The organism is Micromonospora sp. CPCC 205558, from assembly GCF_036902955.1.
In the GTDB taxonomy this organism is placed as follows: Bacteria; Actinomycetota; Actinomycetes; order Mycobacteriales; family Micromonosporaceae; genus Micromonospora.
Genome location: NZ_JBAKHR010000053.1, coordinates 1 through 24,799 on the forward strand (window position 1 = coordinate 1; position 24,799 = coordinate 24,799).

A 24,799-nucleotide genomic window follows, 5' to 3' on the forward strand; every position below is an offset into this window, starting at 1 on the left:
CGCGGCGGGCGCCGGGCGCGGCGAGCGGCGAGCGGCGGGCGCCGGGCGCCGGGCGCGCCGAGCCCGGATCCTTATGGTCCGCTCGGGTTCCGGGAAGGGCCGCCGCCCGCCCCGGGCCGCACGGGCCGGCCGCTCAGGCGGCGCGCGCCAACTCCACAAAGTACGCGTGGACGCGCGGGTCACCCGTCAGCTCGGGGTGGAACGAGGTGGCCAGCAGGTTGCCCTGCCGGACGGCCACGATCCGCTCGGCGGCCGGGCCACCGGTCACCGTGCCGATCACCTCGACGCCCGCGCCGACCCGCTCGACCCACGGCGCGCGGATGAACACCGCGTGGAATCCCCCGCCCGCCACGCCGGTGATCTCCACGGGCGCCTCGAACGAGTCGACCTGCCGGCCGAACGCGTTGCGCCGTACCGTCATGTCGATGCCGGCGAAACCCCGTTGATCGGGTCGGCCGTCGAGCACCTCGGTCGCCAGCATGATCATGCCGGCGCAGGAGCCGTAGACCGGCATGCCGTCGGCGATCCGCTTGTCGATCGGCTCGCGCAGCTCGAAGATGTCGACGAGCTTGCTGATGGTGGTGGACTCCCCGCCGGGAATGACCAGGCCGTCGACCGCGTCCAGCTCCGCCGGACGGCGGACCGGGCGGGTGTCCGCGCCCGCCGCGGCCAGCGCCGCCACATGCTCGCGGACGTCGCCCTGAAGGGCGAGCACACCGATCACGGGTGCCGTCACGTTCGCACCATTCCTCTCCGCGTCACGCTGCCCCAAAAACGGGCGCCGACCCAATTAGCCCCTACTTCCCCGCGATCGCGAGTGGGCCGCTCACCAGCCGCGCTCGGCCAGGCGGTGCGGCTGCGGGATCTCGTCGACGTTGATGCCGACCATCGCCTCGCCGAGGCCCCGGGAGACCTTCGCCAGCACGTCCGGGTCGTCGTGGAAGGTGGTCGCCTTGACGATCGCGGCGGCCCGCTGAGCCGGGTTGCCCGCCTTGAAGATGCCGGAACCGACGAAGACACCCTCCGCGCCGAGCTGCATCATCATCGCCGCGTCGGCCGGAGTGGCGATCCCGCCCGCGGTGAACAGCACCACCGGCAGCTTGCCGCTCTCGGCGACCTCCTTGACCAGCTCGTACGGGGCCTGCAGCTCCTTCGCGGCGACGTACAGCTCGTCGGCCGGCAGCGAGGAGAGCCGGCGGATCTCCTGGCGGATCTTGCGCATGTGGGTGGTGGCGTTGGAGACGTCACCGGTGCCCGCCTCGCCCTTGGAGCGGATCATGGCCGCGCCCTCGGTGATCCGGCGCAGCGCCTCGCCCAGGTTCGTCGCGCCGCAGACGAAGGGCACGGTGAACGCCCACTTGTCGATGTGGTTCGCGTAGTCGGCCGGAGTCAGCACCTCGGACTCGTCGACGTAGTCCACGCCGAGCGACTGGAGGATCTGCGCCTCCACGAAGTGACCGATGCGGGCCTTCGCCATCACCGGGATGGAGACCGCCTCGATGATCCCGTCGATCATGTCGGGGTCGCTCATCCGGGACACACCGCCCTGCGCGCGGATGTCGGCGGGCACCCGCTCCAGGGCCATCACCGCGACGGCGCCGGCGTCCTCAGCGATCTTGGCCTGCTCGGCGTTGACGACATCCATGATCACGCCGCCCTTGAGCATCTCGGCCATGCCACGCTTCACGCGGGCGGTGCCGACGACGGGGGCGGTACCGGTGTTCGAGACGGTGTTTTCGGGCACGGGTCATCGCTCCTTGGACGTGCACGGGGGGTGGCAACGAAAATGCTACGCGCGGTGCAACGCCGCGCCGACAGCCAATCAGACCCCCGGTGGCCTGCACTGTGGCCCTGGTCACCGGCCACCCGCGCCCATCGGGGCGAGCAGGCGGCGACCGTCGAAGATCAGGCGGCGGGGACGTCCGCCGGGACGACGAGGGTCGGGTCGTCGATGTCGAAGTAGCGCGGCCACTGCCGACCCCGCCCCATCCGTAACAGGCGCACCAACGGCCGGCTGCGCGCCGAGCGGGCGTCGCGGACCAGGTCGGTGTGCACCTGCCGGGACAACGCGAGCCGACGACTAGCGGCGATGACCGCCGCGCAGTCCGGGTCGCCCGCGTCCAACTGGACGCCGCGCAACTGCCGGGTGAGGTCGTTCTCCGCCGCCTCCCGCTCGTCCGGGCTCGCGTCCAGGGCGATCCGGGCCGCCGCGTACAGCTCGACGCCGAACCGCCGCTCAGCCAGGACCGCGGCTGCCGCCGCGCGGCGCAGCAGGTGGGCGTCGAGGGCCCGGGCCGCCAGCTCCGCACGGCCCTGCAGCCGCTCGACCCGGCCGGCGGTCCAGATGAGGTACGCCGCGACCAGCCCCACGACCACGCTCGCGGCCACCACCCACCACATGTGCGGCATCGTAGTGCTGCTCCGTTTCGTCCGATTGGGCGCGGGCGGGCCGGTCCCGCCGGTCACCACCGCACCATCCGTCACACCGGCTCAGCCCAGCCCCACCCATTCCTGGTCGATGACCCGCCCGTCGGTTGCCTCGATCGCCGCTGCGTATACCTCCAGAACACGCCGAGCAACCACCGGCCAGTCGAAATTCGCGACCACCTGATCGCCGCAGGCGCTCAGCGTGGCCCGCCCGGCCGGGTCGTCCAGCAGCTCACCGATCACGTCACGCAACCCCACCGGGTCGCCCGTGGGGAAGAGCCGACCGGCCCGCCCACCGTCGAGCACCCGCCGGAACGCGTCCAGGTCACTGGCGACGACCGTCGTACCCGCGGCGAGGGCCTCGGTGAGGATCATGCCGAACGACTCGCCGCCGGTGTTCGGTGCGACGTAGAGGTGCACACTGCGCAGCATGCGCGCCTTGTCCGCTTCGGTGACCTGGCCGAGGAACGTGATCCGCTCGTGCAGTTCGGCGGGGAACTGGTCGTACAGGTCGTCGGGGTCGCCCGGGCCGGCGACGAGCAACCGCAGACCGGGTCGGGTGGCGGCCAACGCCACGAACGCGTCGCGCAGCACCGGGAAGCCTTTGCGGGCCTCGGTGAACCGGCCCAGGAAGCCGAGCGTGCCCCCGGTGCCGGCCGCGCACTCCCCCGGCCAGCCGGGCAACGGCTCGGCGTCGGCGAACTTGGCCACCGCCACCCCGTTGGGGATCTCCACCGCACCGCCGTCCATGTGCTCGACCTGCACCTTGCGGGCCAGGGCGCTCACCGCGATCCGGGCCGTGATCCGCTCCAACACGATCTGGAGCACACCCTGCGCGGCAGCCAGGACCCGGGACCGGGTCATCGCGGTGTGGAACGTGGCCACCACCGGGCCACGGGCGGAGAGCACGGCCAGCAGCGACAGGCTCAACGTGAGCGGCTCGTGCACGTGCAGCACGTCGAAGTCACCGTTGGTGATCCACCGCCGCACCCGGGCGGTCGACACCGGGCCGAACGCGATCCGGGCCACCGAACCGTTGTACGGCAGCGGAACGGCACGCCCGGCGGACACCACGTACTCCGGCAGCGGCGAATCCTCGTCGGCCGGCGCGAGCACGCTGACCTCGTGGCCCAGCGCGATCAGCGCCTCGGCGAGGTCCATGACGTGGTTCTGCACCCCACCGGGCACGTCGAAGGAGTACGGGCACACGATGCCGATCCGCATCCGTCAGCCCACCTCCTCAGGCCTGGCCGGAGGCCGACGAGGACGGCGCCGCGCCCTCCCCCGACCTCGCCTGGTCCAGCCACATCCGCTGCAACATGTGCCAGTCTTCCGGATGCCGGGCGATACCCGCCGCCAGACGGTCGGCGATCAGTTGGGTCAGCGACCGGACCCGCTGGTCCAGGGGACCCACCTCGGGCCCGGGCACCGGCAGCGGGCCAGCCAGCGACGCGCAGGCGGCATCCGCCTCGTACCACATCGACGCCACGTAGAGCGGCGCACCGGTGTGCAGCGCGAGCAACGCCGGCCCGGCGGGCATCCGGGTCTTCCCACCGAAGAAGTCCACCTCCACCCCCCGGGCGGAGAGGTCACGATCGGCCAGCAACGGCACCACAGCGCCGGCCCGGACCCGGTCCAGCAACACGTCGAACGCCGGACGCGGCCCCCCGTGGGTCGGCAGGATCTCCATCCCCAGACCCTCGCGGAAGGCCATGAAACGCTTGTACACGCCCTCCGGCTTGAGGCGCTCCATGACCGTGGTGATCGGCCAACCGGTGGCCGCCACCCAGGCGCCCGCGGCGTCCCAGTTGCCGGCGTGCGGCAGCGCCACCACCGCGCCCCGGCCGGCGGCCACGTCGGCGGCGAGCAGCTCGGCGCCGTCGAGCCGGAAATTGGACAGGATCTGCGACCGGCTCAGAGCGGGCAGCCGGAACGCCTCCATCCAGTACCGGGCGTAGGAGCGCAACCCGCGCTTGACGAGCTCGTCCAACTCGGCGTCGGGCAGCTCCGGGCCGACCACCCGGCGCAGGTTCGCGCGCAGTCGGGCCGTACCCCCTCCGCCGGCGCGGTGGGCGCGGTCCGCGCCCGCCTGGAACGCCGCCGCCACCAGTGGCCGGGGTAGCGCACGGAGCACCCGCCAACCGGCGAGGTAGCTCAGCTCGGTGAGGTTCACGCGACTCGGCCGCCGGTCGTCCGACGCCGGGTCGCGGGCCCGCCACTCACGCCTGGCCGTCCGGCTGGAGCTGCTGGGCCTGGCGGTAGACGTGCGTCATCCGCTGGCCCACCGTGAAGATCGACACGGCGGCGAGCAGCCAGAGCGCGATCTCCAGGGCCGGCTTCACATTCAGGCCGGTGAGGATCCCGCCGACGCCGACGATCAGCAGCCGCTCGGTGCGCTCGGCGATGCCCACGTTGCAGGTCATGCCGAGCCCCTCCGCGCGGGCCTTCACGTACGAGACCAGGCTGCCGGCGGCCAGGCAGACCAGCGCGGCGGCCACCCCGGAGTAGTTGCTCTGCGTGGCCAGCCAGTACGCGACAGCGCCGAAGACGGCGCTGTCGGCTACCCGGTCCATGCTTGAGTCGAGGAACGCGCCGAACCTGGTGGAGCCGCCGCTCATCCGGGCCATCGTCCCGTCGAGCAGGTCGGTGAGCGCGAACAGAGTGACGATCAACGCGCCCGCGACCAGATGGCCGCGAGCACCGAAGCCGAGCGCGCCGACGAGCACACCAACGGTGCCCGCGACGGTGACGGCATTGGGGGTGACGCCCGCGCGCAGCAGGGCGCGGGCAATCGGCTCGACGACGCGGGTCATCCCCGCGCGGGCCGACACTTGGAAGATCTTCGCCATGGCGGTCCCCACGATAACGGTCCGCCCAGCTCCGGCGATACGGACGGTCCCGGCGACCCGCCCGGGGGAGGCTTGTGCCTACCCGGCAACGGGTGTGAGATCGAGCCGGGAGGTGAGCCAGCTCACCCGTCCGCCCGTCCCGTTCCCGCTGTGCAGCAGACCACCGGAGGATGACGCCGCGCACTCGCCCCGGGCCGCTACCCGTCGCGCGGCGGTCGCCACCACCACCGGCTGAGGGAGGTGCGCCCCATGGCGCAGAAGAGTCACGAGAAGGGTTCCACCGGCGGCACGCCGGTGGTGACCGAGCCCGAGCAGGTTCGCAACGTGGTGCTCGTCGGGCACTCCGGGGCGGGCAAGACCACCCTGGTCGAGGCCCTGCTCGCGGCGACCGGCACGATCGGCCGCGCCGGCACCGTGGCCGACGGCAGCACGGTCGGCGACCACGACCCCGCCGCCGTACGCCAGCAGCGCTCGGTCAGCCTGTCCTGCGCACCGCTGCTGCACAACGGCATCAAGGTCAACCTGCTGGACACCCCCGGGTACGCCGACTTCGTCGGGGAGCTGCGCGCCGGGCTGCGGGCCGCCGACGCCGCGCTCTTCGTGGTCTCCGCCGCGGGCGGCATGGACGCGGCCACCGTCGCGCTGTGGGAGGAGTGCGCCGCCGTCGACATGCCCCGCGCGGTCGCGGTGGCCCGACTGGACCAGCCCCGCGCCGACGTCGACGAGACGGTGGCGCTCTGCCAGCGCCTCTTCGGCGACAACGTGATGCCGCTCTACCTGCCGATGCTCGGCGACGACGGGGTGTCCACCGAGGGTCTGCTCGGCCTGATCACCCGTCGGGTCTTCGACTACAGCGCCGGGCTCCCCGCCGACGTCCGCGACCCGGACCCGGAGCACCAGCGGGCCATCGACGAGTCCCGCGACGAACTGATCGAGGGGATCATCGCCGAGAGCGAGGACGAGACCCTGATGGACCGCTACCTCGACGGCGAGGAGATCAGCGACGAGGTGCTCATCGACGACCTGGAGAAGGCCGTCGCGCGGGGCCACTTCTACCCGGTGGTGCCGGTCTGCGCCCAGACCGGTGTCGGGCTGGACGTGCTGCTGGAGGTGCTGACCGCCGCGTTCCCCTCGCCGCTGGAGCACGAACTGCCGGCGGTGACCGGCGTGGACGGCTCGCCGCGTCCGCCGCTGAGCTGCGACCCGGCCGGGCCGCTCGTCGCCGAGGTCGTCAAGACCACCGTCGACCGCCACGTCGGTCGGGTCTCGCTGGTCCGGGTCTTCTCCGGCACGCTGCGCCCCGACCAGACGGTGCACGTCTCGGGGCACGGCATGGCCGAACGCGGGCACCCCGACCACGACGCCGACGAGCGGGTCGGGCACATCTACACCCCGCTGGGCGCCACCCTGCGGGAGGTGTCGCTCTGCGTGGCCGGTGACATCTGCGCGATCACCAAGTCGGGCAGCGCCGAGACCGGCGACACCATCTCGACCAAGGATGAGCCGCTGCTGATCGCCCCCTGGGAGATGCCGGAGCCGCTGCTGCCGGTGGCGATCGTCGCCCGCAGCCGCGCCGACGAGGACGCCCTTGCCCGCAACCTGGCCCGCCTGGTCGCCGGCGATCCCACGCTGCGGCTGGAGCGCAACCCGGAGACCCACCAGCTGGTGCTCTGGTGCATGGGCGAGGCGCACGCGGACGTGGTGCTCGACCGGCTGCGCGCCGGCGGCGTCGAGCTGGACACCGAGCCGGTCAAGGTGTCGCTGCGCGAGACGCTGACCGTGCCCGCGAAGGGCCACGGCCGGCACGTCAAGCAGTCCGGCGGCCACGGCCAGTACGCGGTCTGCGACATCGAGGTCGAGCCGCTACCCCGAGGCAGTGGCTTCGAGTTCGTCGACCGGGTCGTCGGCGGCGCGGTGCCGCACAACTACATCCCGTCCGTGGAGAAGGGCGTCCGCGCCCAACTGGAACGCGGGCTGGTCGCCGGCCACCCGGTGGTGGACCTGCGGGTGACCCTGGTCGACGGCAAGTCGCACAGCGTCGACTCCTCCGACGCGGCCTTCCAGACCGCCGGCGCGCTGGCGCTGCGCGACGCCGCAGAGCGTGGCCAGCCGGCCCTGCTGGAGCCGATCGACGAGGTGACCATCCGGGTTCCGGACGGCTCGGTGGGCACGGTGCTGGGCGACCTGTCCGGCCGACGCGGCCGGGTGCTCGGCACCGAACCGGACCCGGACACCGAGGGCCGCACCCTCGTCCGCGCCGAGGTGCCGGCCACCGAGCTGCTTCGCTACGCCGTCGAGCTGCGCTCCATGACGGCCGGCACGGGCACCTTCCGCCGCCACTTCGTCCGCCACGACCCCATGCCCGCCCACCTGGCCGACCAGATCCGCAAGGAACAACTCCCCTAGGCCGGACCCCCGCCCGGCCCAGCCCTGCCCGGCCCGGCCCTGCCCTGCCCTGCCCTGCCCTGGCGATCTTGCACGTCCGGTCGCCGACGGGCGGGGTGGGATGGGATGGGATGGGATGGACGGGAGCGGGGGCGGGGGCGGGGTCTGGTTAGGGGTGGACTTGGGGGTGGGTCGGGCGGGGCCAGTGGGGGCGGTCGGCGTCGCGTAGGGCAGCGGTACGGACGGCGGCGAGCTGACGCTCCACCTCGGCGAACTGGTCGACCGGCAGGGGGCCCCGGCGCAGGGCGGCGGCGTTCTCCTCGACCTGGGCGACCGTACGGCAGCCCGGGATCGGGATGGTGCGCCCGCTGCGCGCCCAGATCCACCCCAGCGCGCCCTGGGCGAGGGTGCGCCCGTCGGCGGTGAGCGCGGCACGGACCGCACCGACCCGGCGCAGCCACTCCGGCGCCGGCCGGCCACCCCGGAACCACTCCAACCAGCCCGGCGCCAACCCCCGTACGTCGTCGCGGGGCAGCGTCGACGACGCCGTGTACTTGCCGGTGAGCAGGCCCATCCCCAGTGGCCCCTGGTTGATGCTGGCCAGGTCGTACTTGTCGCAGACGGCCAGCAGTTCGGGAGCGTCGCGCAGCACCGACAGGGCGTGCTGCACGGCGGTGGCACCTGCGGCGGCGTGCCCGAACGCGGCGGCCCGGTCGGGGCGGTCGGTGCTCCACCCGTACGCCCGGATCAGGCCCTCCGCCACCAGGTCCTCGCAGGTCCCGATCAGCGCCTGCGCCCTCGGCACCGACAGGTCGGCCAGGTGCAGCTGGTAGAGGTCGATGTGGTCGGTGTTCAACCGGCGCAGCGAGGCGGTCACGGCACTGCGCAGGTACGCGGGCGACGCGTCCTCCCCGGTGGCCTGCCTACTCGCCTCGTCGAACGTGTAGCCCCACTTGGTGGCGATCACGGCGTCGTCGCGGCGGCCGGCGAGCGCCCGACCGAGCACCCGCTCACTGTGCCCAGCCCCGTACGTGTCGGCGGTGTCGAAGAGGGTGATGCCCTCCTCGAGTGCCCGACGGACGGCCCGCACCGACTCGTCGTCGTCGACCTCGCCCCAGCCCAGTGGCTGGGCGCCCTCCGCCCAGGGCCCGCCGATCGCCCAGCACCCCATGCCGAGGGCGCTGACCTCGATGCCGCTGCGCCCCAACATCCGTGTCGTGACTGCCATCGGCCGATCGTGCCACCTCCGACGGGCCGGGGCGTAGCAGATCCGGGGGCGGACACGCGGGTGCGCGCAGACGGTCACCGTGCGGCATGATCAAGCCATGCGGCGGCTCGGCGTGGACATCGGCGGAGTGATCATCGAGCCGGCCGACGACGACGCCGACACGTCCTTCTTCGGCGCAAACTACCTGCGTACCCCGGCCGTCGTCGGGGCGTTCGACGCGCTCGCGGCGCTCGGCCCGGCGTTCGACGAGGTGCACCTGGTGTCCAAGTGCGGGGAGGACACCGAGCGGCGTACCCGGGAGTGGTTGACCCACCACGACTTTCCGGCCCGCACCGGCATCCCGGCCGAGCGGGTGCACTTCTGCCGCACCCGCCCAGCCAAGGCGCCGATCGCTCGACGGCTCGGCCTGACCCACTTCGTGGACGACAAACTGGAGGTGCTCGGCTACCTCGACTCGGTGCCGCACCGCTACCTGTTCCGGCCGCGTCCGGCGCAGGTCGCCGCGTACGCCGCGCTGCTGCCGCACGTACACCGGGTGGAGAGCTGGCCGGAGCTGACCCCGCTGCTGCGCGCCGACTAGCCGGACCGGCGCGGACGCCGGGCAGCGGGAGGCGGCACACCCGCGATGGTCAGGCGGGCCAGGCCTTGGCGAGCAGGTCCCGGGTGTCAGCGAGCAGTTGTGGCAGCACGTTCGTCCGGGCGATCACCGGCATGAAGTTGGCGTCTCCGCCCCACCTGGGCACGACGTGCTGGTGCAGGTGGGCGGCGATACCGGCTCCGGCCACTCCGCCCTGGTTCATACCCAGGTTGAAGCCGTGCGCGTTGGAGACGTGGCGGATGACGCGCATCGAGTCCTGGGTGAAAGCCGCCAGCTCGATGGTCTCGGACGTGTTGAGATCCGTGTAGTCAGCGACGTGCCGGTACGGGCAGATCAGGAGGTGCCCGGGGTTGTACGGGTAGAGGTTGAGCATCGCGAAGACGTGCACGCCCCGCGCGACGACAAGATCCTCGTCCGGCGGCAGGCCGGGGGCCCGGCAGAACGGGCAACCGGGAGGCTTCTCGATGCTGCCCTCGGGCCGATCCCCGCCCGAGACGTAGCCCATCCGGTGTGGCGTCCAGAGCCGTTCCAGCCCATCCGCCAACCCGTTGTCGCGCACCATTTTTGGGTCACCAACACCTTCAGCTCGGCAGTCGATGCTTCCTCGAACTGCGGCGCTCCACGTGCCGCTGAGCCAGCTCGGGGCGGCAAGACTGATCTCGCACCAGGTTAGCCCTCCCCGCCGACCGGTGGCAGACGCCCACATCGGCGGCGGGACAGGTAGGAGTGGCCCCTAGCCGTTTGCTGCCGCGGCCCTCTGCTGCTCGGGCATCTCAAGCTCCGCGAAGCACAGCAGATGATCCGACGGATTGTCCAGGAGCTCCACGCGTCGAGCCCGGAAGTGCCGCGAGATCAGGATGTCGTCGGAGGCGAAGCCTTCGTGGGTGACCCGGTCGCCGACGACCCGCGAGTAGCCGGCCCCGGGTGCCATCGCCAGCTCACGGATCGGAGTGTTGAAGTCTCCGAACACCACGGTGGGCAGGTCCTTCGAGGCTTCCAACTGGCCCCGCACCATCCGCCAGGCAGATTCGAAGCGTTCGTGCGAGGCCGCCAACCCCATGCGCTGGAAGGGAAAGAGGTGGAGATTGAACAGCACGACTGAGCCGAGTTGGGTGAAGCAGGTGACCCGGCTGATCGCCTTGTTGTGCACATTCTCCATCCGACCGTCGACAACGATCGTCTGACCTTCGGGGTCGAAGAAGCTGTTGGTCGGCTCCGATTGCGGGTGGCGGGAAAGCGTTGCCAGGCCGGACATCGAGGCGCCGAATCCCGATGGGTGCAGTGGCAGGGCGCTGGCAGACCGAAGACCGACCAGGGAACGCATCGCCGACAGCACCTTGGAACTGCGCCCATCGTCGAATGGCACCTCTTGCAGGGCAAGGATGTCCAGGTTCAGGTCCTTCACTACTTCCCAAGGATCGAACGGATCATTGGAAGGCGCGGCCGACGCCTCCCGAATGTTCCATGTCGCCACCCGAAGCGTCATTCGATTGCCTGCCACAGCGCTCTCCGGAACTCGTCTAGCTCTTGGCTCGTCGGCGGGGTCATGGGGGCATGTCCCAACCGACTCGATTGCGGTGATGCCACCACAAGCGGATAGTCGACCATGGGGGCGGATGTCGTGATCAGCGTGAGTGCGCTGGTCGAGGATGGCTCGGACGTGTGATAGACCCCGTGCTTTACGAAATAGCTGGAGCCGGCGGAGTGGGACTCCCGCTTGACAATTGAGACGCTGACCTGCTCACGCGTGGGCTCCCGAACGGTTCCGGCGGGTGCCGGCTTCACCACGAAGAGCCGGTGGGGGCTTTCGTCAGACGTGGGCCGCACGGCATATTCCGTGCTGGCGATCTCACCGCTCAGGACATAGCTGGTCAGGTCCCAGAGGTGGGTGTGCGGCTCCTCGGCGAAGGAGGCGCCAGCTGGCCAGTGGTGTATCCGCAGTTCCCTGTCAGCCGACGTGGCGAGCCTGAGCTGAACGAAACCCAACACGTGGCGGTGCATTCGTCCTGGCTCGACCAGCCGCTCGACTCCGACTTTCCGAAGGCCATTCAACACGTCGTCGAACGTTCGCTCTTCGGTCGACGAGAGCAGGTACCTCGCGAATTCCGTAGCCTCATTCATAGGGACTCCTACTGCTTGCGGCAACCTCGATCACTTCTCGAATTTCCGAATCCGACATCCCCTGGGCGCAACTTATGCCGATCTGGACGAACCAGCTTCGCAGCGGCGCCGCGTCGAGACCGGCAGGAAGCGGAGTCGTCTGTATGCCACGCGCCTGCTTGCGATCCAGGCGAAAGTCTTCCTGCATGAGCGAATAGAAGGGAACTCCCCTGGGGAAGACGAGCGCGGACTCAGCCGGATCTTCCGACGTGCGAATTGCGAAAGACTCATTGATCTCAAGGCGGGTCAACGAACACGTCTGCTTGAAGCGAACCTCCACCTCGAGCAGCGGCTCGCGGTCACGCCACTGAAATGCGACCAGCACCGTTGCCAGGATCTCAGTCCGGACGGAGGCTTCCGTCCATTCCTGCCCTCGCCCCGAGCGCCTCGCGCCGCGCAGCTCCGCATATGTCGAACACACTGCGGAAGAATCCGGATCCAGGGTGAGGAGAACTATGGAGCGAGCGGAGTTCGATCGTCTCGCCGCAGTCGCCAACTCGGGAATCACGACGGCCCGATTGAACCTACCCAGGCCGCCGCTGAACCACCAGAAAGTGGTAGACCGCCTGCCCTCGTCCAGGGTGGCTGCCCGATCCCGTCCGCTGACAACCTTTACCTCGCGGCTGTCCGCGACCGGGGGCATGAGCCACAGCACAACTCCGGCGACGACGACGAACGCGATCAAGGAGGTCAGCAGATTGGCCACGACATTGGCGCCGACCGCCTTGAGATTGTCGGTTCTGTTTCCGTCTGCCGGCAGGAGAAGATATTGGATGACCGCGAGAAGAAGGAGACAGAGAGCAGCAATCCCGAATAGTGCTCGACGGAGATATTTGCTCTCGGGCAGCCTCACATCGAAGAGGCTACCGGTTACTGGTGAATGAATGGAAGACCCATACCGAGCCCGCCCCGAGGCACCCATTGGCGGAGGGCTGCCGACTGACCGAGCCGGCCCAACCACTCTCGGACAAAGGACGTCGTGGCCTGCCCGGTACGGGCAGGCCACGACGTCGAAAGTCGAGCAACCGCGACGTCGCGGCCCGCTACTCCGCGGCGGCGGAGGGGCCGATGTTGGTCCGCGAGCTGACCACGTCCAGCACGTGGGTCACCGCCTCGGCGATCGGCACCCCGTTGCGCTGGGAGCCGTCGCGGTAGCGGAAGGAGACCGTGCCGGCGGCCACATCGTCGTCACCGGCGATCACCATGAACGGGATCTTCTGCTGCTGCGCGGTGCGGATCTTCTTCTGCATCCGGTCGTCACCCGCGTCCACCTGCGCCCGGATGCCCTCGGCGCGCAGCGCGGCGACGAAGCCGTGCAGGTAGTCGGTGTGGTCCTCGCGGATCGGGATGCCCACCACCTGCACCGGCGCCAGCCAGGCCGGGAAGGCACCCGCGTAGTGCTCGGTGAGCACCCCGAAGAACCGCTCGATCGACCCGAACAACGCCCGGTGGATCATCACGGGCCGCTGCCGGCTGCCGTCGGCGGCCTGGTACTCCAGCCCGAACCGCTCCGGCTGGTTGAAGTCGACCTGGATGGTGGACATCTGCCAGGTCCGGCCGATCGCGTCGCGGGCCTGCACGGAGATCTTCGGCCCGTAGAACGCCGCGCCGCCCGGGTCGGGCACCAGGTCCAGGCCGGAGGTCGCGGCAGCGGTGCGCAGCGCCTCGGTGGCCTCCGCCCAGTCCTCGTCGGCGCCGATGAACTTCGGCGAGTCGTCCCGGGTCGACAGCTCCAGGTAGAAGTCGTCCAGGCCGTAGTCGCGTAGCAGGTCGAGCACGAAGCTGAGCAGCGTGGACAGCTCGCCGGCCATCTGCTCGCGGGTGCAGTAGATGTGCGAGTCGTCCTGGGTCAGACCGCGGACCCGGGTCAGGCCGTGCACGACGCCGGACTTCTCGTACCGGTAGACCGTGCCGAACTCGAACATCCGCAGCGGCAGCTCCCGGTACGACCGCCCGCGGCCCCTGAAGATCAGGTTGTGCATCGGGCAGTTCATCGCCTTGAGGTAGTAGTCCGCACCCTCCAACTGCATGGGCGGGAACATGGTGTCCGCGTAGTACGGCAGGTGACCGGAGGTCTGGAACAGCTGTGCCTTGGTGATGTGCGGGGTGTTGACGAACTCGTACCCCGCCTCCTCGTGCCGTCGCCGCGAGTAGTGCTCCATCTCACGGCGGATGATGCCGCCCTTGGGGTGGAAGACCGCGAGGCCCGAGCCGATCTCGTCGGGGAAACTGAACAGGTCCAGGTCCGCACCGAGCTTGCGGTGGTCGCGCCGGGCGGCCTCCTCCAACAGCTTCAGGTACGCCTTGAGCTCGTCGCGGGTCGGCCACGCGGTGCCGTACACCCGCTGCAGTTGGGGGTTCTTCTCCGACCCCCGCCAGTACGCGGCGGCGGAGCGCATCAGCTTGAACGCGCCGATCAGCCGGGTGGTCGGCAGGTGCGGACCGCGACACAGGTCCGACCAGCAGACCTTGTCCTCCTTGTCGAGGTTGTCGTAGATGGTCAGCTCGCCGCCGCCCACCTCCATCACCTCGTCGGTGTCCAGGCCCTCGCCCTTGACCTCGATCAACTCCAGCTTGAACGGCTCGTCGGCCAGCTCGGAGCGGGCCTCGTCCAGGCTGCCGAAACGGCGGCGACGGAACCGCTGCCCAGACTTGATGATCTCCTGCATGCGCTTCTCGAGCTTGCTGAGGTCATCGGGCTGGAACGGCTTGTCGACGTCGAAGTCGTAGTAGAAGCCGTTCTCGATGGGCGGGCCGATGCCCAGCTTGGCCTCGGGGAAGACGTCCTGCACGGCCTGGGCGAGGACGTGCGCGGTGGAGTGGCGCAGCACGTTGAGCCCGTCCGGCGAGTCCAGGCTGACCGGCTCGACGACGGTCTCCTCGGCCGGCGTCCAGTCCAGGTCGCGCAGCTGGCCCTGCGGGTCGCGGACCACGACGATCGCCTTGGGGCCGTTCGCGGGCAGTCCGGCCGCGGCCACCGCGTCGGCCGCCGTGGTCCCGGCGGCGACGACGACGGGGTCGGCCACGGCGGGGGTACGGGGTGCGGACACGGTGACTCCTCCAAGTGGTACGAAACGGTGCCGATCCTCGGCTCCTGCCGATGCTATCGGTCGCCCCGTCCCCGACCGGGAACGGCACCTTCCTTATCGCCGGCGTTGAACCTTTCGCGCCTCGCAGCCGAACTAGAAGGTGTGGCTGGAAACCGGTGCCGGCCGCGTCGACACGGATGGGGGCACGAGATGGCGAGCACGCACGGCGATGGCCGTCGGCGGCGGATCGTGGCGGCGACCGCGGTGACCGCCGCTGGGCTGCTGCTCTGGCCTGGCACGGCGTACGCGGCTGACGTGACGGTCACCCCGACCGAGGCCCGGCAGGGCGACGCGGTACGGCTGGAGTTCAGCGTTCCGCAGGAGCGGGCCGGCACGAAGACCAACCAGATCGAGGTACGACTGCCAACTGACGCGCCGATCGCCGAGGTCTACCCGATGTCGGTCGACGGCTGGGCGCCCCGGATCAGCTCCCGCACCCTGGACAAGCCGGTGGCCGGTATCCACTCCTCCGGGGTGAGCACTGTGACGACGGCGGTGACCTGGGTCCGGGTCGGTGCGACCGCCGCCGGGCCGGCCCGGTTGGCGCTCTCCATGGGGCCGATGCCGCAGGTCGAGCGGCTCACCTTCGAGGTCGTCCAGACGTACGCCGACGGGACGGTGGTCCGGTGGGCGGACGCCGCCGGGGCGCACCGGGCCCCGGCGCTCACCCTGCTGCCGGCGGCGCCCGGCGCGGCGGGTCCGGCCGCACACGGCGGGCACGGCGCCCCGGCGGGCGGTGCGCCGGCTGCGGACAGCGGGGTGGACGCCGCACCCGCGGCCCGGGTGAGCGGTGCCGACGAGCAGTCCGGCAACGCCGACGGGATGTTGGCCGCCGGCCTGCTGGCCGGGCTGGGCGGCGGCGCGGCGATCGGCTGGCTGGTCAGCCGGTGGCGCCGACGCGGCCCGGACGAGGCCACCGCGCTCGCCGAGGTGACCGGGGGCCCGGACGAGGGCACGAAGCCCGACGAGGCCGCGACCCTGGCCGAGATAACCGGCCGCGCAGAGCCCACCGCGACGCGTGCCGGCGCGAACGACGCCACGACGTTCGCCGAGACGACCGGCCGAGCAGCCGAGACCGCAGAGCCCGCCGACCCGACGCCCGCTGTTTCCGCGGCATCGCGGTGATCCACTCGGGGTCCATGGCATCGCGGTGATCCACTCGGGGTCCGCGGCATCGCGGTGATCCACTCGGGGTCCATGGCATCGCGGTGATCCACTCGGGTTTCCGGAAACCGCGGCAACCGAGCCGCGCGGGGACCCCGATGTGCAGGAAGCCGAGTTGATCGTGGGCAGGGCAGCCCGCGTCGGCAGGGCAACCAGGCGGACAGGGCAGCTCAGGCGGTCAGGGGGCCCAGGTAGGTAGCGGCTCGCGGGCGGCCAGCCACGTCTCGGGCACCCCGCCCGGGGTACCGACGCCGGTGTGCGCCGCCACCACCGCTCCCGCGATGGCGGCCGTGGTGTCCACGTCCCCACCGGCCCGTACGCACGTCTCGATGGCCGCCGGATAGTCGTCGAGGTGGGTGGCGGCCACCCAGAGGGTGAACCCGACGGTGTCCTGGGCGGTCACCCGGGAGCCGTTGCCGAGCGCCGCCACCACCCGGGCCAACGGCCGGCCGAGCAGCCCGGCCGCCCGGTGTACGCCCCGATGCACCTCGGTGCCCGGGTCGAGCGCGGCACCGATCCCGGCGAGCAGCCGCTCCGGGGCCGGCCGGTGCCCGTCGAGGCGGGCCCGGGCGGCCAGCGCGGCGGCGACGGCGACGGCTACCGCGCCGGCGATCCCCTCCGGGTGCGCGTGCGTCACCTCCGCGCAGGCGCGGGCCTGCGCGGCGGCGCGCGCGGTCGAGTCGGCGAAGTACGCGCCCAGCGGGCCGACCCGCATCGCCGCGCCGTTGCCGCAGGAGCCCTGCCCGTCGAAGGCTGAGGCGGCGGCCAGCGGCCACGGGGTGCCGGTGCGGATCAGCCCCAGGATCAGCATCGCGCCCGCGCCGTAGCCTCGGCGCGGGGCGGCCCGCTCGGCGAAGGAGAGGGCCAGCCGGTCCCGGTCGATGCCGCCGGAGTCGGCCAACTGGGCGAGGACCGAGCAGGCCATCTCGGTGTCGTCGGTCCATTCCCAGGGCGCTGGCGGCAGGGGGTCGGCGGCGAAATCCACTGACGCCGACCCTGACAGGAAGTACTGCGCGCCGAGGGCGTCGCCGGTGGAGAGACCGGCGAGGCTGTCCCGGGCGAGCGCCAGGCGGGCATCGGCGAACAGGGTGAACGACATCGTCGTACCAGCTTGCCCGGTCGCCAGGCACGTCGCAACGCGATCAACTTGCCAGGCAAAGTACCGTCTTGTCGTGGCCTCCGTGCTCCTGGTCGAAGACGATCACGTCGTACGCGGCGCGATGCTGCGGTCCCTCACCGACCGGGGGCATGCCGTGCACGCCGTGGGTACGGCGTTGGACGCGCTGCGTCGGGTCGCCGCGGAGACACCCGACCTGGTGGTGCTCGACCTCGGCCTGCCCGACCTGGACGGCTCGGACGCGCTGCGGATGCTGCGCGGCATCACCGACGTTCCGATCATCATCGCCACCGCCCGCGACGACGAGCAGTCGGTGGTGAAGCTCCTGCGCGCCGGCGCCGACGACTACATGGTCAAGCCGTTCACCGGGGCGCACCTGGACGCGCGGATCACCACCGTGCTGCGCCGGGCCGGCCGGGCCAGTCGGTCCGTGCAGCCGGCGGTGCACAGCGTCGGCGGGCTGCGGGTGGACGTGGGCGAGCGCAGCGCCCAGCTCGACGGGGAGCCGCTGGCGCTGACCCGTAAGGAATTCGACCTGCTGGCGTATCTCGCCGCACGACCTGGGCGGGTAGTGTCCCGCCGGGAGCTCTTGGAGGAGGTATGGCGGCAGCCATCGGTCGGCGAGGATCAGACCATCGACGTTCACCTGTACTGGCTCCGCAGAAAGATGGGCGAGTCCGCGGCGAAGCCGCGTTACCTGCGCACCGTGCGGGGGGTCGGGTTCCGGCTGGTGGCACCGGACTGAGGACGGCGCTGGCCCTGCTCACGGCCGGCATGTGCAGTCTCGTGGCGCTCGCGTTCCTGATCCCGCTCGGGCTCAGCCTGCGGGAGCAGCGTCAGGACGAGGCGATCGCCGATGCGGCGCGGCGCAGCGCGTTGGTGACCGGCGCGCTGGCGGTGAGCACCGACCCGGTGGTCGTCGAGCGTGCCGTCGTGGCCAGCGCCGAGGGCGCACCCACCCGGCCTGTGGTGCACGGGTTGGGGCTGGACGAGTCCGCTGGTCGGGCCAGCGGCGGCGACCTGGACCGGGCCCGCTCCGCACGGCAGTCGTTGGTTGTCGACGTCGACGGTGGGGTGGCCCGGCTCGACCCGGTGGTCCTCGGTGACCGGACGGCCGTGGTCGAGGTGTTCCTTCCGGAGTCCGCGCTGGGCGAGGGCGCCGGCGGCACCTGGTTGCTGCTGTTCGCGGTCGGTGCGGCGATGGTCGGCGCGGCGGTGCTGGTGGTCGACCGGGTCGCTGCCCGCGCGGTGGACTCGACCCGCGGTCTGGTCAAGGCCGCGCTCTCCATCGGCGACGGCGACCTCGGCGTACGCGTCGAGCCGACCGGTCCCCGCGAGCTGGCCGAGGCCGGGTACGCCTTCAACCGGATGGCGGACCGGCTGGACGCCGCCCGTACCGACGAGCGGGAGTTGGTGGCCGACCTGTCGCATCGTCTGCGGACCCCGTTGACGGTGCTGCGCCTGGACGCGGAGGCGTTGGAGTCCGACGACACCAGCGTGGGTTCGTTCAGCCAGGCGGAGTTGGACCGGCTGCGGGGGATCCGGCGGATCCGGCAGGCGATCGTCACCCTGGAAGGTGAGATCGACGTACTGATCAAGACCACCCGCAAGGCGGTGGCGCACGAGGCCGGGCCGGCGATGTGTGACGTCAGCGAGGTGGTCCGGGACCGGATGGTGTTCTGGGCGGCCTTGGCCGGTGACCAGAACCGGCCACACCGGGTCAACGGCGCGCAGCTGCGCATCCCGGCGCCGGTGCCGCGGGCCGAGCTGGCCGCCGCGCTGGACGCGGTGATCGGCAACGTCTTCCGCTACACGCCGCAGGGCACCGCGTTCGAGGTGGCCGTGTCGCGGCGCGACGGTTACGTGGCGATCCGGATCGACGACGCCGGCCCCGGCATCGCCAACCCGGACCGGGCACTGCGCCGGGGTGCCAGTGACCAGGGCTCGACCGGGCTCGGCCTGGACATCGCCAAGCGGGTGGCGTTGCAGGCCAACGGCTCGGTGAGCATCGACCGCGCCCGGCTGGGCGGGGCCAGCGTGGTGATGCTGCTCGCCGACCCGGAGGCAACGCCCCGGCAGGTCAGCCGGTTCGGTCTGGTCGGGCGGATGGCCCGCGACGCCCGGGACACGAAGGCCAGCGGACGTCGCTGGCCCCGCCAGCGACCCACCGACGACTGACCCGGCCGCACCCCGGGGCTGTGCGCCGGCGCAAGTCTTCCTTAGATCGCGGTTAACGACCGCCGTGGACCGGCTGTGGGCTGACAGGATCACAGCACGAACCCACCAGTTCCACCGGCCGGAGCGCACCACGCACCCACGGCCGGTGGAGCCGCGCGCGCGGCGGGAGCCACAGGTCCCCCCACACCCCACGCTCCCGCCGCGCGCCCTGCTCGACCGACCGAGCCAGCTGGTGACCGAGCGGCCGACCAGCTCAGCCGATGACCAGGCGGCGGACCACCTCAGCCGGCGGCGGCGAGGTACGCGTCGATCTCTGCGATGATCCGCTGCTGGCCGGCGGGGTCGAGGAAGGACGCGGTCACCGCGTTGCGGGCCAGCCCGGCCAGGCCCTCGGCACCGACCCCCAGCAGGCGGGCCGCCACCGCGTACTCGTCGTTGAGGGTGGTGCCGAACATCGGCGGGTCGTCGGAGTTGATGGTGACCAGCAGCCCGGCCTCGACCAGTCGGGGCAGCGGGTGCTCGTCGAGGGTGGCCACCGCCCGGGTGCGCACGTTGGACGTCGGGCAGACCTCCATGCCGATCTGCCGCTCGGCCAGGTACGCGAGCAGCTGCGGGTCCTGTGCGGCGGAGATGCCGTGCCCGATCCGCTCGGCGCCCAGCTCGTTCAGCGCGTCCCACACGGTCTGCGGCCCGGTGGTCTCCCCGGCGTGCGGCACCGAGCGCAGCCCGGCGGCGCGGGCCTGGTCGAAGTAGGGCCGGAACTGCGGTCGGGGCACGCCGATCTCCGGGCCACCGAGGCCGAAACTGACCAGCCCGTCCGGGCGCTCGTCCAGCGCGATGCGCAGCGTCTCCTCGGCTGCCGGCAGGCCGGCCTCGCCGGGGATGTCGAAGCACCAGCGCAGCTCGATGCCGAAGTCGGCCAGGGCGCGTTTGCGGGCGTCCTCGATGGCCTCGCAGAACGCCGGCGCGGGAATGCCCCGTCGGACGTGCGAGTACGGGGTGATGGTCAGCTCCGCGTACCGGACCTGTTGGCGGGCCAGCTCCCTGGCCACCTCGTGGGTGAGGATCCAGACGTCCTCCGGGTCGCGGATGAGGTCCACGACGCTCAGGTAGACCTCGATGAAGTGCGCGAAGTCGCGGAACTCGAAGTAGGCGGCCAGCGCGTCCGGGTCGGCCGGCACCGGGGTGCGCCCCTCGTGGCGGGCGGCCAGCTCGGCGACGATCCGGGGCGAGGCGGAGCCGACGTGGTGCACGTGCAGCTCCACCTTGGGCAGGCCGGCGATGAAGGTGGGCAGGTCGGTCACGGGTTCTCCTGAGCATGGTCGCCGGTGCGGGCGACGACGAAGACGCGGCGGAACGGGAAGTACACCTGACCCTGCCGCACCGGGTACGCCGCGGTGAGCCGTACTCCCAGCTCGGTCCGGAAGGCGGACCAGCCGGCGGCGTCCAGTGCGGCCCGGACCGGGCGCAGCGCGGCGCCCTCCATCCAGGCCAGCACCGGGTGCGCGGCGGCGGGTCGAGCCGGCAGCAGGTGCACGTAGGTAGTCTCCCAGGCGTCCACCGCGCAGCCGGCGGCGGTCAGCAGCGCCGCGTAGTCGGCCGGGTCGTCGACCGGGTCCGCGCGCAACAGCGGGGCGACGTCAGCCCGCCAGGTCGGCCGGTTGGCTACCTCCCGCAGGGCGCGATGCGAGTCGGCGGCGAAGTTGCCGGGGACCTGCATGGCGAGCCAGGCGCCGGTGGGCAGCTCGGCGGCCCAGCGGCGCAGCAGCTCCTGGTGGCCGGGGACCCACTGCAGCGCCGCGTTGCTGACCAGCACGTCCTCGTCGCCGGTCGGACGCCAGTCGCGCAGGTCGGCGACCGCGAAGTCGACCGGCGTGCCGAGGGCCTCGGCCCGCTCGATCATTTCGGGTGAGGAGTCGAGGCCGAGCACACGGCTCGTCGGCCAGCGCTCGGCGAGGGTGGCGGTGAGCTGGCCGGGGCCGCAGCCGAGGTCGACCACCGTCCGGGGTCGCTCGGCCGGGATCCGGGCGACGAGGTCGTGAAACGGCCGGGACCGCTGGTCGCCGAAGCGCAGGTAGGTTGCCGGATCCCACATGATCGCCTCCCAAACCGTACGTCCGTACTGCTTAACGTACGGCTCGCGTGGCAGTGTGGCAACCCGATCACTAGGCTCGGGGGCATGGAACAGCGCAGCTTCAACCGGCTCGGCCGGACCGTTGGCGCGGTCGGCCTGGGCGCGTGGCAACTCGGGGCCGACTGGGGCACCGTCAGCGAGGACGACGCGATGGCGGTGCTCTCCGCCGCCGTGGACGCCGGGGTCACCTTCCTCGACACCGCCGACGTGTACGGCGACGGCCGCAGCGAGCAGCTGATCGGGCGCTTCCTGCGCACCCGACCCGACGCGGGGCTGACCGTCGCCACCAAGATGGGCCGCCGCGTCGAGCAGCGACCGGAGGCGTACACCCTGGCCAACTTCCGGCAGTGGACCGACCGCTCCCGGGCCAACCTGGGAATGGACACCCTGGACCTGGTCCAGTTGCACTGCCCGCCCACCGCGGTCTTCTCCTCCGACGAGGTCTTCGACGGCCTGGACACCCTCGTCGCCGAGAAGGCCATCGCCGGGTACGGGGTCAGCGTCGAGACCTGCGACCAGGCCCTCACCGCGATCGCCCGACCGGGGGTGGCGAGCGTCCAGATCATCCTCAACGCGGTCCGCCACAAGCCCCTCGAGCGGGTGCTGCCGGCCGCGGCGGCAGCCGGTGTCGGCATCATCGCCCGGGTGCCGCTCGCCAGCGGCCTGCTCTCCGGCCGCTACGACGAGCACACCGAGTTCCCCGCCGACGACCACCGCAACTTCAACCGGCACGGCGCGGCCTTCGACGTCGGGGAGACGTTCTCCGGAGTCGACTTCGACCGAGGTCTGGCCGCCGTACGCCGGCTGGTCCCGCTGGTCGACGCGGACCGCACGATGGCGCAGTTCGCGCTGCGCTGGGTCCTGGACCAGGCGGGCGTCACCGTGGTCATCCCCGGTGCCCGCGACGCCGACCAGGCCCGACGCAACGCCGCGGCGGCGGACCTCTCGCCGCTCACCGACGCGCAGTTGGCAGCCGTACGCGAGACCTACGACGAGCTGATCCGCCCGCAGGTGCACGACCGGTGGTGACCCGCGCGCCCGGGGTGCTCGCGTCGCGCCGCCCGCCCGGCGATGCTGGACGACGGCGCGCCGCACCGGGCGGCGGAGAGGGGACGCGATGAGGGGCTGGCTTCCGCTCACCCTCGGCCTGCTGGCCGTGGTGATCGGCGCGGTGTGGACGGTCCAGGGCCTCGGCTACGTCAGCGGCAGCCTGATGACCGACGAGAAGATCTGGGCGGTGCTCGGCCCGATCCTGGCGTTGGCCGGGCTGGCGCTGATCTGGCTCGGCCTGCGCTCGCGTCGACGCTGAGCGCCGCCTCCACTGGGGACCCGAGCACGTGTGAAGCCCCGCATCCCAACCGGGATGCGGGGCTTCACAGTTACCCTCGGGCTGGATCGTCCCACTGGCCGGCGGGGGCCGGCCGTCCTACTCAGATGGGGCGGACCTGCTCAGCCTGCGGGCCCTTCTGACCCTGCGCAATCTCGAACTCCACCCGCTGGTTCTCCTCCAGCGAGCGGTAGCCGCTGGTCTGGATGGCCGAGAAGTGGACGAACACGTCAGCACCCCCACCATCGACGGTGATGAAGCCGAAGCCCTTGTCAGCGTTGAACCACTTCACGGTTCCCTGAGCCATGTGTATCTCCCTCTAAAAACTGGCGGCCGTGCACGCCGTCCGGCCGATTGGCCGTTTTTGAGCAGCGGTGCCTGAGGCGGCCCCACGAAGGAGACTTCTCTCAACCCACGCCATCTCGCAACAGCGGGGATCAGCAAATCACGGACGCAAAAAGTCTGTCACGACCTCTCCGACGAATTTCTCCGACATGTGACCTGACGGATGCCTCAGGTGCGCTGGGCGGCGGGCGATGCCATGCGAAAGCCCCCTTCCCATCAATGCGGGAAGGGGGCTGAAGTCGCTGTCTGGTCAGTCCGGCCAACTGCCGGTCATCCGGCGTACGCCGACCGCGCCGCCCCGGTCCACAGCGGCCCGGACCACCGCGAAAATGGCGCCCTGCAACGCCGCGGCTGCCAGGATCTCGCCCCAGCCGCGATCCTCATCGGTCGCGTTGGGCGCCTCACCGTCGCCCGCGGTGACCTTCCAGACCTGCCGGAAGATCGCCCCGGCCACCGCGCCTGCCGCGATGCCCATCAACACGCCGACCGGCCGGTACGCGACCCTGCCGATGCTCTTACTCACCTACGCCTCCCCCGCACGATCATCAACACCACCACGGTGGCCACCGCACCGGCCGCGATGGCCGCCCACGGCATCGGGTGGCGGCGCACCAGCTCGCCCTTGTCGTACGCCTGTGCGCGTACCGACTCGCCCTTCTCGTACGCCCGCGCCCGCGCTATCCCGGCACCGCGCGCGGCCTGCCCGCGAACCCGGGCGACGGTCTGCGCCGCCTGCTCACGCATCCGCTCCTTGGCCTGCTCGGCGGACTCCTTGAGACGGGCCTTGACGTCGGCCTTCGCGGCCAACGCCTCCATCGTCTCGCCCAACTCGACCCGGGTGCGGCGGATCTCCTCGCGGAGGGCCTCCGTGTCGCCGGTCCCGTTGCCGGTCATTGCCGCCCCCTGTCCTTCACTGCGGCGGTGACGGTGTCCATGTCTGCCCGGAGGCTGCGGACCGTGGCCGCCGGGACCGGCGGGACGGCACGGCTGACCTGCTTCTTGCCCACCAGGGCGAGGATGCCGGCCACCAGGAAGCAGGCCACCGCGACGATCAACGCCGCGGCCCAGGCGGGCAACACCAGGTCGAGCAGCAGGATCGCCGTGGCGACCAGCGCACCCAGGCCGAAGAACGCGAGCGCGCCGCCGCCGCCGAACAGGCCGAGCCCGATGCCCGCGTGCTTACCCTTCTGGGTCAACTCCGCTCGGGCCAGCGTCAGTTCGTCCCGCACCAGGCGGGAGATCTGCTCGGTGGCCCGCTGCACCAACTCGGCGGTGGAGGGCTCGCTCCCGTTCTGGGATGTGCGGGCTTTCGCCACGTCAGCCATGCTGTCCTCCTTTCCTCATCACCGCGCTGTATGCCCGGAGTTGCCGCTCGTCAATCCTAAAGCGCGCCAAGCGGCGCACCGTCCCCGTTGTCCGCACGCCGCGCCCGCCAATACACGACCGGCCGCCGCGATCACGCCAGAGACGTCCGGCAGCACATCCCCCACCCAAGCCCGACCAAACCTCCCGCAACCGACCCGCCCCCGCCCCCGGTCCCCGGTCCCCCCGGCCCCCGGTCCCGGCCCGTCCCCGCCCCGGCCCGTCCCCGCCCCGGTCCCTCCGTCCCCCGCCCCACCCCGCGCCGCCGCGCAAGATCGCGCTCGATCCTGGTTGTAGTGGCCTCGACGGGGGTGGAGGCCACTACAACCAGGAAGTTGCACGATCTTGCGGCGCGGCGCGGCGCGGCGCGGGGCGACGCGGGGCGGCGCGGGGCGACGCGGGGCGACGCGGGGCGACGCGGGGCGACGCGGGGCGA

The 24,799-nt window shown here is 71.7% G+C and carries 26 protein-coding genes; 7 read left to right on the forward strand and 19 right to left on the reverse strand.

All coding sequences use genetic code 11. From position 1 onward, the window contains the following. Window positions 1-133 precede the first annotated feature (133 nt). The 6 genes from pdxT to pgsA all read right to left on the reverse strand — a co-directional run bounded on the left by pdxT (window position 134) and on the right by pgsA (window position 5,276). On the reverse strand, window positions 134-736 hold the full coding sequence (gene pdxT / locus V6U86_RS32620) for a pyridoxal 5'-phosphate synthase glutaminase subunit PdxT (protein ID WP_334510251.1): 603 nt from the start codon (window positions 734-736) through the stop codon (window positions 134-136). Window positions 737-826: 90 nt separating this feature from the next. Further along, window positions 827-1,744 (reverse strand): pyridoxal 5'-phosphate synthase lyase subunit PdxS, encoded by a 918-nt coding sequence (gene pdxS / locus V6U86_RS32625; RefSeq protein WP_124771630.1) that lies wholly within the window; start codon window positions 1,742-1,744, stop codon window positions 827-829. A 161-nt stretch (window positions 1,745-1,905) separates the two neighbouring features. Beyond that, window positions 1,906-2,409: a hypothetical protein gene (locus V6U86_RS32630; RefSeq protein ID WP_124771629.1), complete on the reverse strand. Its 504-nt coding sequence runs from the start codon at window positions 2,407-2,409 to the stop codon at window positions 1,906-1,908. An 81-nt stretch (window positions 2,410-2,490) separates the two neighbouring features. Further along, window positions 2,491-3,651, reverse strand: a complete 1,161-nt coding sequence (locus tag V6U86_RS32635; RefSeq protein WP_334510259.1) for a glycosyltransferase family 4 protein — start codon at window positions 3,649-3,651, stop codon at window positions 2,491-2,493. 16 nt (window positions 3,652-3,667) lie between these two features. After that, window positions 3,668-4,600 (reverse strand): phosphatidylinositol mannoside acyltransferase, encoded by a 933-nt coding sequence (locus V6U86_RS32640; RefSeq protein WP_334510261.1) that lies wholly within the window; start codon window positions 4,598-4,600, stop codon window positions 3,668-3,670. A 46-nt stretch (window positions 4,601-4,646) separates the two neighbouring features. Further along, a complete protein-coding gene (gene pgsA / locus V6U86_RS32645) occupies window positions 4,647-5,276 on the reverse strand; it encodes a phosphatidylinositol phosphate synthase (protein ID WP_334510263.1) in 630 nt (209 codons plus the stop codon). Window positions 5,277-5,525: 249 nt separating this feature from the next. On the opposite strand from pgsA, the gene V6U86_RS32650 reads away from it, so the two are divergent. Further along, window positions 5,526-7,682, forward strand: a complete 2,157-nt coding sequence (locus tag V6U86_RS32650) for an elongation factor G-like protein EF-G2 (RefSeq protein ID WP_334510265.1) — start codon at window positions 5,526-5,528, stop codon at window positions 7,680-7,682. Window positions 7,683-7,830: 148 nt separating this feature from the next. On the opposite strand, the gene V6U86_RS32655 is transcribed toward V6U86_RS32650, so the two are convergent. Continuing rightward, a complete protein-coding gene (locus V6U86_RS32655; RefSeq protein ID WP_334510267.1) occupies window positions 7,831-8,889 on the reverse strand; it encodes an aldo/keto reductase in 1,059 nt (352 codons plus the stop codon). A gap of 97 nt (window positions 8,890-8,986) precedes the next feature. Here V6U86_RS32655 and V6U86_RS32660 point away from each other — a divergent pair, with 97 nt between their 5' ends. Further along, on the forward strand, window positions 8,987-9,469 hold the full coding sequence (locus tag V6U86_RS32660; RefSeq protein ID WP_334510269.1) for a hypothetical protein: 483 nt from the start codon (window positions 8,987-8,989) through the stop codon (window positions 9,467-9,469). A gap of 49 nt (window positions 9,470-9,518) precedes the next feature. Here the strand turns inward: V6U86_RS32660 and V6U86_RS32665 are convergent, their stop codons facing one another. The 5 genes from V6U86_RS32665 to thrS all read right to left on the reverse strand — a co-directional run bounded on the left by V6U86_RS32665 (window position 9,519) and on the right by thrS (window position 14,697). Next, window positions 9,519-10,049, reverse strand: a complete 531-nt coding sequence (locus V6U86_RS32665) for an HIT family protein (protein ID WP_334510271.1) — start codon at window positions 10,047-10,049, stop codon at window positions 9,519-9,521. A 171-nt stretch (window positions 10,050-10,220) separates the two neighbouring features. Further along, window positions 10,221-10,973, reverse strand: a complete 753-nt coding sequence (locus tag V6U86_RS32670) for an endonuclease/exonuclease/phosphatase family protein (protein WP_334510273.1) — start codon at window positions 10,971-10,973, stop codon at window positions 10,221-10,223. Further along, window positions 10,970-11,608, reverse strand: a complete 639-nt coding sequence (locus tag V6U86_RS32675) for a hypothetical protein (protein WP_334510276.1) — start codon at window positions 11,606-11,608, stop codon at window positions 10,970-10,972. The genes V6U86_RS32670 and V6U86_RS32675 overlap by 4 nt, the downstream gene beginning before the upstream one ends. Next, complete coding sequence (locus V6U86_RS32680) at window positions 11,601-12,500, reverse strand: hypothetical protein (protein ID WP_334510278.1); 900 nt, start codon at window positions 12,498-12,500, stop codon at window positions 11,601-11,603. The genes V6U86_RS32675 and V6U86_RS32680 overlap by 8 nt, the downstream gene beginning before the upstream one ends. Window positions 12,501-12,690: 190 nt before the next feature. Beyond that, entirely contained in the window at window positions 12,691-14,697 is a 2,007-nt protein-coding gene (gene thrS / locus V6U86_RS32685) for a threonine--tRNA ligase (RefSeq protein WP_334510281.1), read from the reverse strand. Window positions 14,698-14,886: 189 nt separating this feature from the next. Here thrS and V6U86_RS32690 point away from each other — a divergent pair, with 189 nt between their 5' ends. After that, window positions 14,887-15,861, forward strand: coding sequence for a DUF1775 domain-containing protein (locus tag V6U86_RS32690; protein WP_334510284.1), 975 nt, complete (start codon window positions 14,887-14,889; stop codon window positions 15,859-15,861). Window positions 15,862-16,078: 217 nt separating this feature from the next. On the opposite strand, the gene V6U86_RS32695 is transcribed toward V6U86_RS32690, so the two are convergent. Next, window positions 16,079-16,999, reverse strand: a complete 921-nt coding sequence (locus V6U86_RS32695; RefSeq protein WP_334510287.1) for an ADP-ribosylglycohydrolase family protein — start codon at window positions 16,997-16,999, stop codon at window positions 16,079-16,081. 73 nt (window positions 17,000-17,072) lie between these two features. Between V6U86_RS32695 and V6U86_RS32700 the strand changes: the two genes are divergently transcribed. Both V6U86_RS32700 and V6U86_RS32705 read left to right on the forward strand, forming a co-directional pair. Continuing rightward, window positions 17,073-17,762 carry a response regulator transcription factor gene (locus V6U86_RS32700; protein ID WP_091401712.1) on the forward strand — a complete coding sequence of 230 codons (690 nt, stop codon included), beginning with the start codon at window positions 17,073-17,075 and terminating at the stop codon, window positions 17,760-17,762. 29 nt (window positions 17,763-17,791) lie between these two features. Then, window positions 17,792-19,195, forward strand: a complete 1,404-nt coding sequence (locus tag V6U86_RS32705; RefSeq protein WP_334510291.1) for a HAMP domain-containing sensor histidine kinase — start codon at window positions 17,792-17,794, stop codon at window positions 19,193-19,195. 281 nt (window positions 19,196-19,476) lie between these two features. Here V6U86_RS32705 and V6U86_RS32710 read toward each other — a convergent pair whose 3' ends face one another. Continuing rightward, window positions 19,477-20,499, reverse strand: a complete 1,023-nt coding sequence (locus V6U86_RS32710; protein ID WP_334510293.1) for an adenosine deaminase — start codon at window positions 20,497-20,499, stop codon at window positions 19,477-19,479. Next, window positions 20,496-21,290 carry a trans-aconitate 2-methyltransferase gene (locus tag V6U86_RS32715; protein ID WP_334510294.1) on the reverse strand — a complete coding sequence of 265 codons (795 nt, stop codon included), beginning with the start codon at window positions 21,288-21,290 and terminating at the stop codon, window positions 20,496-20,498. The genes V6U86_RS32710 and V6U86_RS32715 overlap by 4 nt, the downstream gene beginning before the upstream one ends. 84 nt (window positions 21,291-21,374) lie before the next feature. Here V6U86_RS32715 and V6U86_RS32720 point away from each other — a divergent pair, with 84 nt between their 5' ends. Both V6U86_RS32720 and V6U86_RS32725 read left to right on the forward strand, forming a co-directional pair. Continuing rightward, window positions 21,375-22,358: an aldo/keto reductase gene (locus V6U86_RS32720; RefSeq protein WP_334510296.1), complete on the forward strand. Its 984-nt coding sequence runs from the start codon at window positions 21,375-21,377 to the stop codon at window positions 22,356-22,358. A gap of 88 nt (window positions 22,359-22,446) precedes the next feature. Beyond that, window positions 22,447-22,638 (forward strand): hypothetical protein, encoded by a 192-nt coding sequence (locus V6U86_RS32725; protein WP_334510298.1) that lies wholly within the window; start codon window positions 22,447-22,449, stop codon window positions 22,636-22,638. A gap of 121 nt (window positions 22,639-22,759) precedes the next feature. Here the strand turns inward: V6U86_RS32725 and V6U86_RS32730 are convergent, their stop codons facing one another. The 4 genes from V6U86_RS32730 to V6U86_RS32745 all read right to left on the reverse strand — a co-directional run bounded on the left by V6U86_RS32730 (window position 22,760) and on the right by V6U86_RS32745 (window position 24,326). Continuing rightward, window positions 22,760-22,963: a cold-shock protein gene (locus V6U86_RS32730; protein WP_030338233.1), complete on the reverse strand. Its 204-nt coding sequence runs from the start codon at window positions 22,961-22,963 to the stop codon at window positions 22,760-22,762. A gap of 288 nt (window positions 22,964-23,251) precedes the next feature. Further along, complete coding sequence (locus V6U86_RS32735) at window positions 23,252-23,524, reverse strand: DUF4235 domain-containing protein (RefSeq protein WP_030338235.1); 273 nt, start codon at window positions 23,522-23,524, stop codon at window positions 23,252-23,254. Continuing rightward, window positions 23,521-23,895, reverse strand: a complete 375-nt coding sequence (locus V6U86_RS32740; protein ID WP_334510301.1) for a DUF3618 domain-containing protein — start codon at window positions 23,893-23,895, stop codon at window positions 23,521-23,523. The genes V6U86_RS32735 and V6U86_RS32740 overlap by 4 nt, the downstream gene beginning before the upstream one ends. Continuing rightward, window positions 23,892-24,326, reverse strand: a complete 435-nt coding sequence (locus V6U86_RS32745) for a phage holin family protein (RefSeq protein WP_334510303.1) — start codon at window positions 24,324-24,326, stop codon at window positions 23,892-23,894. Before V6U86_RS32745 ends, V6U86_RS32740 begins: the two co-directional genes overlap by 4 nt. Window positions 24,327-24,799: the final 473 nt, after the last annotated feature.